The sequence below is a fragment of the Prevotella communis genome (genome assembly GCF_022024175.1).
Lineage (GTDB): Bacteria > Bacteroidota > Bacteroidia > Bacteroidales > Bacteroidaceae > Prevotella > Prevotella communis.
The window spans coordinates 2,017,940-2,033,440 of the sequence record NZ_CP091794.1 but is presented as its reverse complement, the minus strand read 5'-3'; the positions used below and the strand labels follow the sequence as shown (position 1 = coordinate 2,033,440).

Below are 15,501 nucleotides of genomic sequence, written 5' to 3'. Positions count from 1 at the left end.
ATTATGGCAAAATTTGATAAGATAGCTGTTCTGAAGAAGATTGGCGACACAGGTATGGTGCCTGTGTTCTATAACAAGGACCTTGAGACCTGTAAGAATGTAGTGAAGGCTTGCTACGAGGGTGGCGTTCGTGCTTTCGAGTTTACCAATCGCGGCGACTTCGCTCAGGAGGTATTCGGTGAACTGGTGAAATGGGCTGATAAGGAATGTCCTGAGTTGGCTCTGGGTATCGGTTCTGTAGTCGACGCTCCCACAGCAGCCATGTACCTCCAGTTGGGTGCCTGCTTCGTGGTAGGTCCTCTGTTCAACCCCGAGATTGCACCTGTCTGCAACCGTCGTCTGGTTCCTTACTGCCCTGGCTGTATGACAGTCAGCGAGATTGGTAAGGCTCAGGAACTGGGCTGCGACCTCACCAAGGTGTTCCCTGGCGACGTGGTTGGTCCTAACATGGTGAAGGGTCTGAAGGCTCCTATGCCTTGGTCAAAGATTATGGTTACTGGTGGCGTGGCTCCTGAAGAGGAGAACCTCACGAAGTGGTTCAAGGCTGGCGTGTTCTGCGTGGGCATGGGTTCTAAGCTCTTCCCAAGCGACAAGGTGAAGGCTGGCGACTGGCAGTATGTAACCGACAAGTGCAAGGAGGCACTTGGTTATGTGGCTAAGGCACGCGCTTAAGCTGATCATCCCCATATTACTTCTTTCAGCTTGTTCACCGTCCGATAGGCAAGCGGTGGACAAGCTGAATTCTTTATCGTATGCCTATCATTTCCGTCAGGTGGATTCTGCGGCGCACTATGCCCAGCAGGCATTTAACCTGGCCAACCGGGAGGGATATGTTGACGGAAAGGCAGAGGCCCTCAATCACTTGGCTTTCGTGGATATGGTGAAGATGCACTATGCAGACGCAAGGTTGCGACTGGATAGTGTGTTGCTGTTTACGGACAACCAGCTGGAGCGTTTCGTGGCCTACGTGCAGCAGATGCGTCTCTGTCAGCGCCAGTCGTTGAACAGGGAGTTCTATGACTGCAGGGAACAGGCCCAGCGTGCCTTGCAACGTATCGACGAGGAGCGTCATTATCTGTCCGAGCGCCAGTTGAAGCGTCTGCTCTATGCTGAGACGGAGTTTGCCATCGTCAACTCTACCTATTATTATTACGTCGGACTGGAACGTCAGTCGGTAGAGGCGATGGAGAGTATCCGCCCTGATGTGGAGACGGATACGGCGCAGTATCTGAACTATCTTTATAACGTGGGTGCAGGTGGCATCATCACACAGGGCACCCAACAGGAAATCAACCAGTCGGAGTTTGACCACCTGATGCGTTGCTACCTGTTGTCGCGCCAGGTGGACTGTCCTTATTTCGTGGCCAACTCGCTGGAGGCGCTGGCAGAACACCTGAGTGTGGAGGAATATCGCGAGCAACTGATGGCCGACAACCAGCCGGCTATGAAGTTCCTGAATCCTGAGGGCGTGGCCGACGAGCTGCTGCCGCTCTGGCTGGCTGATCATGCGCTGGCCATCTTCACGGACTACGGCGATACCTATCAGATAGCGGGTGCCTATCGTACCCTGGCTACCTGTTGTATGCGTCAGGAGGACTACGACGGGGCGCTCGTGAACCTGGAGAAGGCGCTGAGTGATACGCTGATTTATCAGGCGCCCGACCTCGTGGCCAGTATCCGCGAACAGCTCTGCGTGGCTTATTCCGCTATTGACGACAAGGCGTCGAGCGACTATAACCGTAATGCTTACCTGGACCTGCAGGAACGTACGCGTCAGGACCAGTGGCTGGAGGCACGTGCCAACCAGCTGGAGCAGTCGCTTGGTCAGTTGAACGTGCTGCTCATCGCCGTGGTTATCGCCATGGTGCTTTTCATCGTGGTCATCCTGCTGTTCTATTTTTTCCGTAAGAAGACGCTCAACAGTCAGCATGATGAGACGCTGGATGAGCGTGAGGAAGAACTTACGGAACAGTTGGAACTGACCAACCTCCACATCATGCAGGGCAAGCGGCTCTATGTGGAGCAACTGGCGAAGATGTCGCTGGTGAATGGTATCACGCCCTTTATCGACCGCATGATTCATGAGGAGCGTTGCCTGAATGACAAGAATAAGTTGGAGCGTATCGACTATATCCGCGAACTGACGGATAATGTCAATATGCAGAACGATATACTGACACATTGGATACAGTTGCGCAAGGGTGAACTGAGCGTCCATATCGAGACCTTCCCCTTGCAGGAACTCTTCGACATGTTGGCAAGGGGCAGCAGGAGCTTCAACCTGAAAGGTATCACGCTGGATATCCAGCCCACCACGCTGATGGTGAAGGCCGACAAGGTGCTGACGCTCTTTATGTTGAACACCCTGGCCGACAATGCCCGTAAGTTCACGCCTCAGGGCGGACGCGTCTCTGTCTATGCCACGGATGCTGACCGCTATGTGGAGATATCGGTGGCCGATACGGGGCAGGGCATGGACGAGGAACAGTTGGCCCATGTCTTCGACCATAAGGTGATTGTCGACAGCGACAGGCGTCCGGCCGAGAAGGGTCACGGCTTCGGACTCATCAACTGCAAGGGTATCATCGAGAAATACCGCAAACTGAGTCAGATATTCTCCGTCAGCATGATTGCGGCCGAGAGTGAGGCAGGGAAGGGGAGCCGGTTCTATTTCCGTCTGCCCAAGAAACTGATGACGCTGCTGCTGGTGCTCCTGATGTTTACGGGAATCACCTCTGCCCAGAATCACGACCTGCAGCAGGCCAGCGCTTTTGCCGACTCCACCTATTACCTGAATATCAGGGGCGACTACCAGCTGACGCTGGATTATGCGGATTCGTGCCGCCAATGCCTGAACCGCTATTACAGGAGTCTGGGCGAACATGTGGACGACACGCTCCTGGCTATTGGCGACCTGTCGGTAACGCCGCCTGAGATCCTGTGGCTCCACGATAATGTGTCTGTGAACTTCCAGATACTGCTGGATATCCGCAACGAGAGTGCCGTGGCGGCCCTGGCGCTCCATGAGTGGCAGCTCTACGAGTATAACAACCGCATCTATACGCAGTTGTTCAAGGAACTCTCTGCCGACTCGTCGCTCGACTCCTATTGTCGCACCATGCAACAGTCGCAGACGAACAAGCAGGTGGCTATCGTCATTCTGGTGTCTCTCTTCCTGGCTATCATTGCTGTGGTGGTGTGGCAACTGATGTTGCTCCACAACAAGCGCTACAGCATCCTGCAGGAACGGCGCTCGCAACTGGAACTGATGGCCGACGACGTGACGCGCCTGAAGATGGAGGAGGGCAACCTTCATATCAGTAATGCCGTGCTGGATAATACGCTCTCTACCCTGAAGCACGAGACGATGTATTACCCCAGTCGTATCCAACAGTTGCTCGATGCAGATGACAGCGCGTCGCTCATCGAGGTCACGGAGTATTATCGCGAACTCTATGGCATCCTGAGTCAGCAGGCCATGCGTCAGCTCGACTACTCGAAGATGCACCTGAAGGCGCTGGACCACGAGGTGCTGGGCGATGCCATCTTCATAGACTATCTGTTTGACATCCTTCGCAAGCAGTCGGGCCAGGCCACGCTTTCTGTAGAGTGGATGCCTGTGGACGACCATTACGTGAAGGCCGTCGTGACGATGTCGGCCCTGCAACTCTCTGACGAGCAGTTGGGACGCCTCTTCATGCCTCAGGGCCAGGAGAATATCCCCTTCCTGATTTGTCGTGAGATTGTGCGCCTGCATGCCGAGGCCACCAACCGCCATGCTTGTGGCATACGGGCAGAACGAGATGAAAATCAACACATTAAGATATTAATAACACTTCCAAGAATATGCAAAACTTCAAAGTCATTATCGTAGAGGATGTGCCCCTGGAACTGAAGGGTACCGTGGGTATTGTAAAGAATGATATCCCTGAGGCCGAGATCATCGGTACTGCCGAGAACGAGGCAGCCTACTGGCGCTTGCTGAAACAGCAGGTTCCTGACTTGGTGCTGCTCGACCTTGGTCTTGGTGGCTCTACGACCGTTGGTGTGGAACTCTGTCGTCAGACCAAGGAGATGCATCCGCAGGTGCGCGTGCTCATCTTCACAGGCGAGATACTCAATGAGAAACTGTGGGTCGACGTGCTGGATGCAGGTGCCGATGGTATCATCCTGAAGACGGGCGAACTGCTCACGCGTAATGATGTGATGGCGGTGATGAATGGCAAGCAACTGGTATTCAACCAGCCCATCCTGCAGAAAATCGTGGAGCGCTTCAAGCGTAGCGTGGGTTCTGAACTGATGAAGCAGGAGGCGATGGTCAACTACGAGATAGATGAGTACGACGAGCGTCTGCTCCGTCATCTGGCCTTGGGTTACACAAAGGACCAGATAGCCCAGCTCCGCGGCATGCCTTTTGGCGTGAAGAGTCTGGAGAAACGTCAGAACGAACTGGTACAGAAGCTGTTCCCCGACGGACGTGGCGTCAATGCTACGCGTCTGGTGGTACGTGCCATGGAACTGCGTATCATCGATATCGACAACCTGGAAGCGGACGAGGAGTAGTTTCTAATTGATAATTGACAATTGATAATTGACAATTGATAATTGACAATTTTAAATTTATAATTTATAATTGATGAGATTGAATCGCATCATAGCCCGACTGGTATTGGTTTTGCTGATAGCGCAACTGCTGTTGGCGTTCTTGTCGTGGCTGTTGTCTGCCACGCTGACCGATGCCGTGCGCCCGTTACTGTCGAGCGAAGGTATCCGCTGGTTCCTGGGACAGTTCTCCGTGATGCTGCTCAAGCCCCAGCTCATTTGGCTTATCCTGCTGTCGATGGCTGGCGGATGCGTATGGCGCAGCGGCATCTTCCGTCCCTCCCAACTCTCTTTCCGTCGTCAGTCGGCCCTGAGGGTCTCTTTCCTCGTGCTCATGATGCTGATAACAATAGTAGCACTGCTTGTGATGACGCCACAAGCCGTGCTACTGTCTTCCACCGGTTTATTATGGCCTTCACCATTCAGTAGGGCACTTGTTCCCATCCTGTCGGCCCTGGCCATCATCACCTCCTCATGTTATGGTCTGCTTTCGCGTACGTTCACGTCGATGTATGATGTCTTTGAATCCTTCCGCATCGGACTCCAGCAAGCGGCGCCCCTGCTGATTCTGTATCTCTTTGCCGTAACGTTCTACGAGTCTTGCCTATACGTGTTCCTTTAATTCCTCTTTCAGGAATCTGGGCGTGAAGCCTTTCTTGCTCCTGGCCACCTCCTCGGGTGTGCCCGTGCTCAGCACCGTTCCACCTTTTCGTCCGCCTTCCGGTCCCATGTCGATGATATGGTCAGCCTGACAAATCACGTCGAGGTTGTGCTCAATGATGATCACCGTGTTGCCTCTGTCCACCAGCTTGTGGATCACCTGCATCAGGATGCGGATATCCTCGAAATGCAGACCCGTGGTGGGCTCATCTAGGATATAGAGCGTCTTTCCCGTATCGCGCTTCGACAGTTCGGTAGCCAGTTTCACGCGCTGGCTCTCACCGCCTGACAGTGTCGTGGACGACTGTCCCAGTTTGATATAACCCAGTCCCACGTCCTGTATCGTCTTGATTTTCCTGAGGATATCAGGTACGTTCTCAAAAAACTCCACAGCCTGGTTGATGGTCATATCCAGCACGTCGGCAATCGACTTACCCTTGTAGCGCACCTCCAGCGTCTCACGGTTATAGCGCTTGCCGTGACACTCCTCGCAAGGCACCTGGATATCCGGCAGGAAGTTCATCTCGATGGTCTTGTAACCGTTGCCGCCACAGGTCTCGCAGCGTCCGCCTTTCACGTTGAACGAGAAGCGGCCCGGCTTGTAGCCCCTGATCTTGGCCTCGGGCAGGTTCACGAAGAGCGAACGGATATCCGAGAAGACACCTGTGTAGGTGGCGGGGTTTGAACGCGGCGTGCGTCCCAGGGGCGACTGATCCACATTCACCACCTTGTCTATATGTTCGATGCCTTCTATTGAGTCGTAGGGCATCGGTTTCTTCAATGAGCGATAGAAATGCTGGCTCAGGATGGGTTGCAGCGTCTCGTTGATGAGCGTCGACTTACCAGAGCCGCTGACGCCTGTCACCACGATGAGTTCTCCCAGGGGGAAGCTGACATCCACATTCTTCAGGTTGTTGCCACGGGCACCCTTGATGAGAAGACTCTTCCCGTTGCCCTTTCTGCGAGAGCGAGTAGTAGATAGCATTTGTCCTTGGGTCTGACCGCTCCCCTCCATCTCAGCGAGGGGCTGGGGGTGGGGTCTTAAATACTGTGCCGTCAGCGTGTTGGCTTTCAGCATCTCCTTGGGCGTACCCTGGAATACCACCTCACCACCTTTGCGTCCGGCCTTCGGACCGATATCGATGATATAGTCGGCCGCCAGCATCATATCCTTGTCGTGCTCCACCACGATGACCGTATTACCCAGGTCGCGCAGTTCCTTCAGCGAACGGATCAGGCGCTCGTTGTCCCTCTGGTGCAGACCAATCGACGGTTCGTCGAGGATATACAGCACGTTGACCAGTTGCGAACCAATCTGCGTGGCCAGTCGGATGCGCTGGCTCTCACCGCCCGACAGCGAGGCCGACTGACGGTTCAGCGCCAGATAATCCAGTCCCACGTCCAGGAGGAAATCCAGTCGGGTGCGTATCTCCTTCAGTATCTCTGTGGCAATCTGCTGTTGCTGTTTGTCCAGGTGCTTCTCGGCTTCATCCAGCCATTCGCGCAGTTCCGCAATATCCATCGATGCCAGTTCCGAGATGTTCTTATCCCAGATACGGTAGGAGAGGGCCTCACGGTTCAGTCGCTGTCCGTGACACTCCGGACACTCACATTCCGCCAGGAACTGGTCCGACCATTTCTGACCTGCTGCCGTGTCGTCGTTCTCCATCGTGTCGCGCAGATATTTGATGATGCCGTCGAAGGCCACGAAGTAATCGCTCGACGTATGAACCAGTTCCTTGGCGATGCGCACATCCTCCAAGGTGCCATACAGTATCTCGTTCATCGCCTCCTCGGGAATATCCTGAATAGGCGTCTTAGTGTCGCATTCGTACTTTTTTAGTATGGCGTCTATCTGCCAGAAAATCAGTTGGTTCTTGTATTTCCCTAAAGGAATGATTCCACCTTCGTGGATGTTCTGTTTCTTGTTGGGAATCACCTTGTTGAGGTCTATCTCGTTGATGATGCCCAGACCCTTACAACGCGGACAGGCACCCTGCGGCGAGTTAAACGAGAAGTTGTTGGGTGCTGGGTCGCTATAGGCGATGCCCGACGTAGGACACATCAGTCGCTTGGAGAAATATTTGACCTCGTTGCTGTCCTTGTCGAGAATCATAATCAGACCCTCGCCCTGTTTCATGGCCGTCTGGATACTCTTCTTCAGACGCTCGCTCTCGCCCTCCACCTTCATTTTGTCGATGACCACTTCAATATCATGGTTCTTGTAGCGGTCCACCTTCATGCCTTGCCTGATCTCCACAATCTCACCATCCACGCGCATGGTCAGGTAGCCCTTGCGGCGCATGGCCTCGAAGAGTTCGCGGTAGTGTCCCTTACGACTCCTTACCAGCGGGGCCAGGATGAATATCTTGTGTCCTGCATAGTCGCTCTGAATCATCTCCAGCACGCGCTCCTCCGTATATTTCACCATCGGTTCGCCCGTCATGTAGCTATATGCCTTGCCCGCGCGTGCAAAGAGCAGTCGCAGGTAGTCGTATATCTCCGTGGTGGTGCCCACCGTAGAGCGCGGGTTCTTGTTTGTGGTCTTCTGTTCGATACTGATCACAGGCGACAGACCTGAAATCTTGTCCACATCGGGACGCTCCATTCCGCCCAGGAAGTTGCGCGCATAGGCCGAGAAGGTCTCAATATAGCGTCGCTGACCCTCGGCAAAAATCGTGTCGAAGGCCAGGGATGATTTTCCGCTGCCACTCAGTCCGGTAATCACGGTCAGCGACTGGCGGGGTATGGTTACATCAATGTTCTTGAGGTTGTGCACCCTGGCACCATATACCTCGATATTCCCCTGATTATCAGTTTGTGCCACCCGTGCGTCCTCCTTCTACAAATTTACGTAACAAGTTCACGTCCTTGCGGATATTATACTCCTTGCCGTCGGCACCGCGGGCCTTGCACAATAGGAAATAGACGCCGTCTTTCACGTCCTTTCCCTTGTATTTGCCGTCCCATCCGCCGTCGGGATCGGTCCAGTCATACAGTTTCTGTCCCCACCTATTAATGATATAGGCATGGAAACTCACCAGACTCTTATGCCTTTTGGCCTTGAAGATATTGTTGAGCTCGTCGCCGTTGTTGGGCGAGAAGGCATTGGGAAACTCCAGGTAACTGTCGGCTATGAACACCGTGATTGTCTCGTCGTCCAACTGGGTGCCCTCGCTGTCCAGGATGGTTTTCAGAATGATGGTGTACGAGCCCGACTCCGTAAACGTGTACTGTGTCTCTTCCTCGTAGCGCACAAAGAGTTCCTTGTTGCCGACCTCCGTGCCGTCTTTCTTGTAGAAATGCCATTCATACGACGGGGTCAGGTCGCCCATGTCCGATGGGTTGGCGTGGAATGTCACGTCCACCGGCGCCTGTCCGTCCTCGATGCACAGTGTGTCGTGCGGATTACCATCCTTGTCAATATATGTCAGGGTGGGGGAAACCTTCTGAGCCCCAACATTCAGGGCCGTTAAAATGAAGGCGGCTATCAGCCATATCAAGTTCTTTTTCATAATTCTTCTTGTTTTGGTTGCAAAGTTACGAAATAATTTTGTACTTTTGTATCCGAAAACTGAAAAATAGAGTATTATGAAGAGTTTATTAAGATATTTTCTGATATTCGTTTTGTTTGTCTCGTACTCGTATGTGTCTGTGGCTCAGTCTGTTCGCACGCATAAGGTAGCGAAGAAAGAGACCATGTACGGCATCTCGAAAATGTACGGCATCACCGTCGAACAACTGGTGCAGGCTAATCCTGGCATGGAAGAGCCCGGCTATAAGTTGAAGAAAGGCTCCATCATCAATATCCCCTCGGCCGACGGACAGAAGGTAGCGACTCTGGCAGTCCAGCAGAATCCGGATGCCGATGTGCGTCAGCGTGCCATCCGCGTGGGTGTGATGCTGCCTCTTCATCAGGTCAACAACGACGGCAGGCGCATGGTGGAGTATTACCGCGGTCTGCTCATGGCTTGCGACTCGCTGAAGAAAGAAGGTATCTCTGTGGATATCCACGCATGGAACCTGCCCGAGAATGGCGATGTGAAGCCCATTCTGGCTGATCCTGCCGCCGCCCGTTGCGACATCATCTTCGGTCCGCTGTATTCACGCTTTGTCAGTCAGCTGTCTGAGTTTACGGAGAAGCATCACAGTCTGCTGGTGATACCTTTCTCTATCCATGCCCCCGAGCTCTATACCAACCGCGGCCTGTTCCAGGTGTACCAGTCGCCCAATGACCAGACTGAGAGCACTGCACGCCGCTGTGCCCAGTTCTTCAAGGGCTATCATCCTGTGATTATCGACTGTGGCGACACTACCAGCACGAAGGGCAGTTTCACGTCTACCTACCGCCGTCAGCTGGAGATTGCCGACGTGCCCTATAGCATCACCAACCTGAAGTCGAGCGATGCCAATTTCGCCAAGGCTTTCGTCAAGGACCAGCCCAACCTGGTGATTCTCAATACGGCCCGTTCACGCGAACTGCTTGCTGCCTTCGGCCGTCTCGGTGAGATCAAGATCAATAATCCCGGCATCCAGATTTCCATGTTCGGCTACACGGAGTGGATGATGTACGCCCATTATCAGCAGGATAATTTCCATAAGTACAACGTCTATATCCCTGCACCTTTCTATACCAACCTGCAGTCGCCCCTGGTGCAGCGCCAGCAGTCCCTCTACCGTCAGAATTTCCGCGAGGATATGATGTCGGCTCTGCCGCGTTTTGCCCTCACAGGCTTCGACCATGCGCTGTTCTTCCTGCGTGGCCTGCACAAGTACGGTATGACCTTCGACGGTGCAGCCGGCCGTTTCGGCTATCAGCCCCTGCAGACACCGCTGAAGTTTGAGCGTATGGGTAATGGCGGACTGCAGAACCGTGCCTTTATGTTCGTGCATTATAAGGACGACCGTACCATAGAAACAGTCAACTACTAAATGGTGAAGATGAGAAGACTGTTTTTATCCTTTCTCCTGCCATTTGTGGGTATCGCAATGGCAGTAGCCCAGGTGGGCCAGCATCGTAGTGATTTCTCTGTCGGTTTCAATGGCGGCATGATGTTCAGTAATGTGGGCTTCATGCCCGAGGTGCCTCAGGATATGCATCAGGGCCTCACCGGCGGTTTCTCCTTGCGCTATACGTCCGAGAAATATTTCAATAGTATCTGTGCCATCGTGGCCGAGGTTAACTATGCCCAGGTGGGTTGGAAGGAGCGCATCCTGACGCCCAACGATGAGCCGGTCATCAATGCCACCACAGGTCAGGCTGAGAGTTACCAGCGCGACATGACGTATCTTCAGGTTCCCGTTCTGGCCCGTATGGGGTGGGGACGTGAGCGCCGCGGTGTGCAGTTCTTTGTGCAGGCCGGTCCGCAGGTGGGCTTTTTCCTCAACGAGAAGACACAGATGAATTTTCCCTGGGACTCCCGTACTCCTGTCTATTCCGACGGTTCAGGACGTACCTCGTCTGTCATTGCGCAGGACACGATGTCCGTACAGCGCAAGGTCGACTATGGTATTGCTGCGGGCCTGGGACTGGAGTTCTCGCTTAAGAATGTGGGCCATTTCCTCGTTGAGGGCCGTTACTACTACGGACTGGGCGATATCTTCCGCAACTCCAAGCGCGACTATTTCGGGCGTTCCAACCTGAATAATATCTGCGTCAAACTGACTTATCTATTTGATATCACAAAAACCAAAAATTCTAATATTAAGTAAATTAAATTATGTTCGAAAATCAACCGAAAGGACTTTATGCGTTGGCTCTGGCCAACACTGGCGAACGCTTCGGCTACTACACAATGTTGGCCGTCTTCGCGCTTTTCTTGCGTGCTAACTATGGACTGGATGCTGCTTGGGCTGGCGAAATCTACAGCGATTTCCTCATGCTCGTTTATTTCCTGCCTATCGTAGGCGGATGGCTGGCAGATAAGTTCGGCTTCGGCCGTATGGTTACCACGGGTATCATCATCATGTTTGCCGGCTACCTGCTGCTGTCTGTGCCCCTTGGAGGCGACACCGTGGCTTTGGTGGTGATGCTGGCTGCCCTGCTGCTCATCGGACTGGGTACTGGTCTGTTTAAGGGCAACCTGCAGGTGATGGTAGGTGACCTCTACAATGATTCCCGCTATGCTGCCCAGCGCGACTCAGGTTTCTCTATCTTCTACATGGCCATCAATATCGGTGCGCTCTTCGCTCCTACGGCTGCCGTGAAGATCATGGAGTGGTCTCAGAAGAATCTGGGTACCTCGGTCAATGACTCTTACCACTTCGCTTTTGCCGTGGCTTGTGCGTCGCTCATCCTGTCTATCGCCATCTACTACATCTTCCGCAACACCTTCCGTCATGTGGAGGGTGGCTCTGGCAAGAAGGGCGAACAGACGCAGGTAGAGGAACTCTCCAAGGAGGATACCAAGGCGCGTATCATCGCCCTCTGTCTGGTATTCGCCGTGGTAATCTTCTTCTGGATGGCCTTCCACCAGAATGGTCTGTCGCTGACCTATTTCGCTGACGAGTTCACCTCTCAGACTTCTACTGGCGTTGAGGGTATGGCCTTCGACGTATGGAACCTCGTAGCCCTGATCTTCATCGTCTATGCCGGTTTCTCTCTGTTCCAGAGCAAGACAACCAAGGCTCGCAGCATCTCTGCCGCTGTCATCGCCCTGGCTCTGTGCTTCCTCTTCTTCCAGTACGACCGCAACTCTGGCGAGATCGTGGCTGTTTCAGCTCCTATCTTCCAGCAGTTCAACCCCTTCTATGTAGTAGCCCTGACTCCTGTCAGCCTGGCTATCTTCGGTGCCCTGTCTAAGCATGGCAAGGAGCCCTCTGCTCCCCGTAAGATTGCCTACGGTATGGTGGTGGCTGGTCTGGCCTACTGCTTGATGGCTGTGGCTTCTTTCGGACTGCCCATGCCTCAGGTTGAGACTGGTGCCGACGGCGAGTCTGTTGCTGTTCATGTGGCCGACGTTACGCCTCAGTTGCTGATCTATACCTACCTCATCCTGACCTTCGCCGAGTTGCTGCTGTCGCCAATGGGTATCTCATTCGTATCCAAGGTGGCTCCTCCAAAGTATAAGGGTCTGATGATGGGTGGCTGGTTCGTGGCTACTGCTATCGGTAACAAGTTGGTAGGCGTTGGCGGCTACCTCTGGGGCAATATCCCCTTGTGGGCTGTATGGAGCGTGTTCATCGCCCTCTGCGTCGTATCAGCTATATTTATGTTCTCTATCATGAAACGTCTGGAGAAGGTCTGCTAATCCGATGTTTTTAACCCTACTGCTGTCCTCCTTTCTTACGCTTGTGGAGTTGAACTGCGAAAACCTGTTCGACACCCGCCACGACGTAGGAAAGGAGGACACAGAGTTTTTGCCCGACGGCTCTCACGAATGGACAATCCAGCGCTATTGGGCCAAACAGAACCGCATAGGTCAGGAAATCCTCTCTTGTACGTCTTATAGGGAGGAGCTTCCCGACCTTGTTGCATTGATAGAGGTTGAGAATGATGCCGTGCTCACGGACCTTACGGAACATTCGCTGCTGAAGCGTGCCGGTTACCGGTACCTGATGACTGAGTCGCCCGACAGACGTGGCATTGATGTGGCGCTGCTCTATCGTTACCGCCGCTTTCGTCTCATCTGCTACGACTATCTGGAGGTGCCGCCCCTGCCTGGCATGCGCCCCACGCGCGATATCCTCTATGTACAGGGCCGCCGTCCGTCTGGCGACACGCTCCATGTCTTCGTGGTCCACAGTCCCAGCCGTCTTGGTGGCGAGCGCCAATCACTTCCTAACCGCCATCAGGTGGTCGTCCAACTGCAGCAGCGTCTCGCTAAGCTCGGTCCCTCCGCCCATGTCATCATCACCGGCGACTTCAACGACTATGCCGACAGTCCCGCCCTCCTAGAGCTCTACGCCCTCGGTCTGCACAATGCCACCAGCAGTGCCCGTGGTATTCACGGCGAAGCCCATGGCACCTACCGCTTTCGTGGCGAGTGGCATTCCCTCGACCACGTCCTCGTATCACCTCTTTTATATAATAGGGTAGACACCGCCTATATCAACGATGCCCCCTTCCTCCTTGAGGACGAGCCCCAGTATGGCGGCAAGCGTCCATTCCGCACCTTCCAGATTAACCACTACCGTCCCGGCTTCAGCGACCACCTCCCGCTGGTGGTGCGGTTCAAGGATATATAATCTAAAGGCTCCCGAAGCACATACTACTCAACGACAACCATCCTCATTTCGATATCGTCTAAGGGACGGTCGGCGCGGCCTGTGGCTGTGCCTTGAATCATCTCTACAACATCGAGACCTTCTTCTACCTCACCAAAGACGGTGTATTGGCCATCCAGATGGGGAGTGCCACCCAGGGTGGAGTAGAGCTGAAGCTGCTCTTCGGTGAGACCGTCTTTGCCTACCTTGCTCTCGGCTTCTGCTACGAGTTTGTCCTGCAGCTCCTGCAGACCGGCACGGTTTCTGTCGCGGCGCATCTGCATAATCTCGTCCTTGTGAGCAGCGGCAAGGGCATTGAAGGCAGACTGCACCTTCTGCATTCTGAGCTGCTTGGAGAACTGGCGTAGCTGGCCCTCGTTGTACACATCGCCCCAGACGATATAGAACTGCGAGCCGCTGCTGCGGCGCTCTGGGTTTACCTCGTCACCCTGACGGGCTGCTGCAAGGGCACCGCGCTTATGGAAGATGTCTGACTTGATCTCGGCCTCAAGGGTATAGTCGGGACCGCCCACGCCCAGCATCTTGCCAGCAGGGGCACCTTTTGAGTCGGGGTCGCCGCCCTGAATCATAAAACCTTTAATGACACGATGGAACAATGTGCCATCATAATAGCCCTCCCTGGCCAGTTTCAGGAAATTGTCACGGTGGATAGGAGTCTCGTCGTAAAGGCGTACGGTGATGTCGCCCAACATGGTTTGAATCTTTACTTTTGACATAATCTGTTGGATTTTTGTTGCAAAGGTACGAATAATCATGGAATAATAGATTATTATGATTCTGTTTTTTAAAAATAAAAGACGACAGACTGTTTTTAAGTCCGTCGTCTTTCTTTTTTGTTTGCGTCGTCACCTCTGCCGCCACCTTAATGTTACAAAGTGACAATGTGACAATGTGACGTCGCGCGCTTTCAGACACCCATCGGCCCGTGTCCCATGCAACTCGTAGTGCCGAGTGCCGTGATGGCTGCCGTGAGCACACTGACGATGATCTGAATAACGGTTTTCCAAGTTTCTTTCTTCATAGTAGTAGATTTGAGATTTGAGGTTTGAGATTTGAGGTTTAAGATTTGAGGTTTAAGATTTGAGGGGTGAGGAGTTCAGGGTTTTACTGAAAACTCCTGAAACTCCTGATCTCCTTAGGGGTTCACGGGGCCGCCGCCGTTGTCGCCGCCGTTGTCGCCGCCGTTGTCGCCGCCGTTGCTGTCACCGTTGCCGCCGCCGTTGCTGTCACCGTTGCCGCCGCCGTTGCCGCCGCCGTTGTCGCCGCCGTTGTCACCGCCGTTGTCGCCGCCGTTGGTTTCGCCGCTTTCCTCCTCTTCGCCCTTCAGTAGCTGCTCGATGTTCACGAACTCGGCCTTCTTCAGGAACGTGCGACTGGAGATGTTCTCCTCCGTGGTCTGCTCGGGCAGGAATCGGATGTGCAGCGCCTTCATGTGCTTCGCGGGGATGTACTCCTCCTTCTTCTTCGCACCGTTCTTCTGGTTCTCCAGCGTGCAGTAGAAAGTGCCCAGGCCGTCAATCTTCACCTTCTTCGACTCCAGCAGCATCTCCACCAAGCAGCTGCGAAACTTCTCCAGCACGCCGTAAACCACGTCGGGGGTGTAGATAGAGCCGTGCTCCGAGATGTGGTTAGCCAGCTTTCGCGTGTTCAGCGTTTCCAGATTCTTGATCTGCGCGTACCACTTGCCGAAGGCCGCTGAGTGCGAGTTCTGGTTTTTCTTTACTTCATACAAAATCTTTGCCATAGTGTTTAAATTGTGTTTTACATGGTATTAGAATCACTTGCGGCCAGCTACATCGGGTGGCCGACATCCCGCTTTGTTTACGTGTACAAAGGTACAACATTTTTCGTGCGATTCCAAATTTCGGGCATCGATTTGGGGCGATTTTCAGCACGAAATCGCTCAATTGATGTTTCATCGAGACACCTTGTGAAATGTTCTGTTAAGACCCCAAAACGGAAATTTTATTGTTTTTATTCTGTTTTACCAAAATTAATTCATATATTTGTAGT

The 15,501-nt window shown here is 53.5% G+C and carries 13 protein-coding genes; 8 read left to right on the top strand and 5 right to left on the bottom strand.

Features of this window, described 5'->3' with window-relative positions:
• Positions 1 to 3 precede the first annotated feature (3 nt).
• From L6466_RS08365 to L6466_RS08350, 4 genes are all read left to right on the top strand, one after another.
• Positions 4 to 672: a bifunctional 4-hydroxy-2-oxoglutarate aldolase/2-dehydro-3-deoxy-phosphogluconate aldolase gene (locus L6466_RS08365; RefSeq protein WP_091818175.1), complete on the top strand. Its 669-nt coding sequence runs from the start codon at positions 4 to 6 to the stop codon at positions 670 to 672.
• 55 nt (positions 673 to 727) lie between these two features.
• Entirely contained in the window at positions 728 to 3,874 is a 3,147-nt protein-coding gene (locus L6466_RS08360) for an ATP-binding protein (protein WP_348535160.1), read from the top strand.
• Entirely contained in the window at positions 3,847 to 4,563 is a 717-nt protein-coding gene (locus tag L6466_RS08355; protein WP_237796241.1) for a DUF5932 domain-containing protein, read from the top strand. The genes L6466_RS08360 and L6466_RS08355 overlap by 28 nt, the downstream gene beginning before the upstream one ends.
• Positions 4,564 to 4,636: 73 nt before the next feature.
• Positions 4,637 to 5,224 (top strand): AbgT family transporter, encoded by a 588-nt coding sequence (locus L6466_RS08350; protein ID WP_237803207.1) that lies wholly within the window; start codon positions 4,637 to 4,639, stop codon positions 5,222 to 5,224.
• Here the strand turns inward: L6466_RS08350 and uvrA are convergent.
• Both uvrA and L6466_RS08340 read right to left on the bottom strand, forming a co-directional pair.
• On the bottom strand, positions 5,207 to 8,089 hold the full coding sequence (gene uvrA, locus L6466_RS08345; RefSeq protein ID WP_237803208.1) for an excinuclease ABC subunit UvrA: 2,883 nt from the start codon (positions 8,087 to 8,089) through the stop codon (positions 5,207 to 5,209). The two genes, L6466_RS08350 and uvrA, sit on opposite strands and share 18 nt — an antisense overlap.
• The gene (locus L6466_RS08340) at positions 8,076 to 8,777 is read right to left on the bottom strand and encodes a T9SS type B sorting domain-containing protein (protein WP_237803209.1); all 702 of its coding nucleotides are present in this window, start codon (positions 8,775 to 8,777) and stop codon (positions 8,076 to 8,078) included. Before L6466_RS08340 ends, uvrA begins: the two co-directional genes overlap by 14 nt.
• A gap of 76 nt (positions 8,778 to 8,853) precedes the next feature.
• On the opposite strand from L6466_RS08340, the gene L6466_RS08335 reads away from it, so the two are divergent.
• The 4 genes from L6466_RS08335 to L6466_RS08320 are packed head-to-tail and all read left to right on the top strand — an operon-like array spanning position 8,854 to position 13,449.
• Positions 8,854 to 10,194, top strand: coding sequence for a PBP1 and LysM peptidoglycan-binding domain-containing protein (locus L6466_RS08335; protein ID WP_237796258.1), 1,341 nt, complete (start codon positions 8,854 to 8,856; stop codon positions 10,192 to 10,194).
• Positions 10,195 to 10,203: 9 nt separating this feature from the next.
• Positions 10,204 to 10,974: a porin family protein gene (locus L6466_RS08330; protein ID WP_237796265.1), complete on the top strand. Its 771-nt coding sequence runs from the start codon at positions 10,204 to 10,206 to the stop codon at positions 10,972 to 10,974.
• An 8-nt stretch (positions 10,975 to 10,982) separates the two neighbouring features.
• Positions 10,983 to 12,512: a peptide MFS transporter gene (locus L6466_RS08325; RefSeq protein ID WP_091818163.1), complete on the top strand. Its 1,530-nt coding sequence runs from the start codon at positions 10,983 to 10,985 to the stop codon at positions 12,510 to 12,512.
• Between the two features lie 4 nt (positions 12,513 to 12,516).
• Positions 12,517 to 13,449: an endonuclease/exonuclease/phosphatase family protein gene (locus tag L6466_RS08320; RefSeq protein WP_237803210.1), complete on the top strand. Its 933-nt coding sequence runs from the start codon at positions 12,517 to 12,519 to the stop codon at positions 13,447 to 13,449.
• Positions 13,450 to 13,472: 23 nt separating this feature from the next.
• Here the strand turns inward: L6466_RS08320 and L6466_RS08315 are convergent, their stop codons facing one another.
• From L6466_RS08315 to L6466_RS08305, 3 genes are all read right to left on the bottom strand, one after another.
• Positions 13,473 to 14,204 carry a peptidylprolyl isomerase gene (locus tag L6466_RS08315; protein WP_237803211.1) on the bottom strand — a complete coding sequence of 244 codons (732 nt, stop codon included), beginning with the start codon at positions 14,202 to 14,204 and terminating at the stop codon, positions 13,473 to 13,475.
• A 191-nt stretch (positions 14,205 to 14,395) separates the two neighbouring features.
• A complete protein-coding gene (locus tag L6466_RS08310; protein WP_237796286.1) occupies positions 14,396 to 14,509 on the bottom strand; it encodes a smalltalk protein in 114 nt (37 codons plus the stop codon).
• 114 nt (positions 14,510 to 14,623) lie between these two features.
• Positions 14,624 to 15,232 (bottom strand): HU family DNA-binding protein, encoded by a 609-nt coding sequence (locus L6466_RS08305; protein ID WP_237803212.1) that lies wholly within the window; start codon positions 15,230 to 15,232, stop codon positions 14,624 to 14,626.
• Positions 15,233 to 15,501 lie beyond the last annotated feature (269 nt).

Excerpts from the sequence above, each read along its gene's own strand:
- L6466_RS08365 (WP_091818175.1), top strand. The coding sequence starts at position 4 with ATGGCAAAATTTGATAAGATAGCTGTTCTGAAGAAGATTGGCGACACA.
- L6466_RS08355 (WP_237796241.1), top strand. The coding sequence starts at position 3,847 with ATGCAAAACTTCAAAGTCATTATCGTAGAGGATGTGCCCCTGGAACTG.
- L6466_RS08350 (WP_237803207.1), top strand. The coding sequence starts at position 4,637 with ATGAGATTGAATCGCATCATAGCCCGACTGGTATTGGTTTTGCTGATA.
- L6466_RS08340 (WP_237803209.1), bottom strand. The coding sequence starts at position 8,777 with ATGAAAAAGAACTTGATATGGCTGATAGCCGCCTTCATTTTAACGGCC.
- L6466_RS08335 (WP_237796258.1), top strand. The coding sequence starts at position 8,854 with ATGAAGAGTTTATTAAGATATTTTCTGATATTCGTTTTGTTTGTCTCG.
- L6466_RS08330 (WP_237796265.1), top strand. The coding sequence starts at position 10,204 with ATGAGAAGACTGTTTTTATCCTTTCTCCTGCCATTTGTGGGTATCGCA.
- L6466_RS08325 (WP_091818163.1), top strand. The coding sequence starts at position 10,983 with ATGTTCGAAAATCAACCGAAAGGACTTTATGCGTTGGCTCTGGCCAAC.
- L6466_RS08320 (WP_237803210.1), top strand. The coding sequence starts at position 12,517 with ATGTTTTTAACCCTACTGCTGTCCTCCTTTCTTACGCTTGTGGAGTTG.
- L6466_RS08315 (WP_237803211.1), bottom strand. The coding sequence starts at position 14,204 with ATGTCAAAAGTAAAGATTCAAACCATGTTGGGCGACATCACCGTACGC.
- L6466_RS08310 (WP_237796286.1), bottom strand. The coding sequence starts at position 14,509 with ATGAAGAAAGAAACTTGGAAAACCGTTATTCAGATCATCGTCAGTGTG.
- L6466_RS08305 (WP_237803212.1), bottom strand. The coding sequence starts at position 15,232 with ATGGCAAAGATTTTGTATGAAGTAAAGAAAAACCAGAACTCGCACTCA.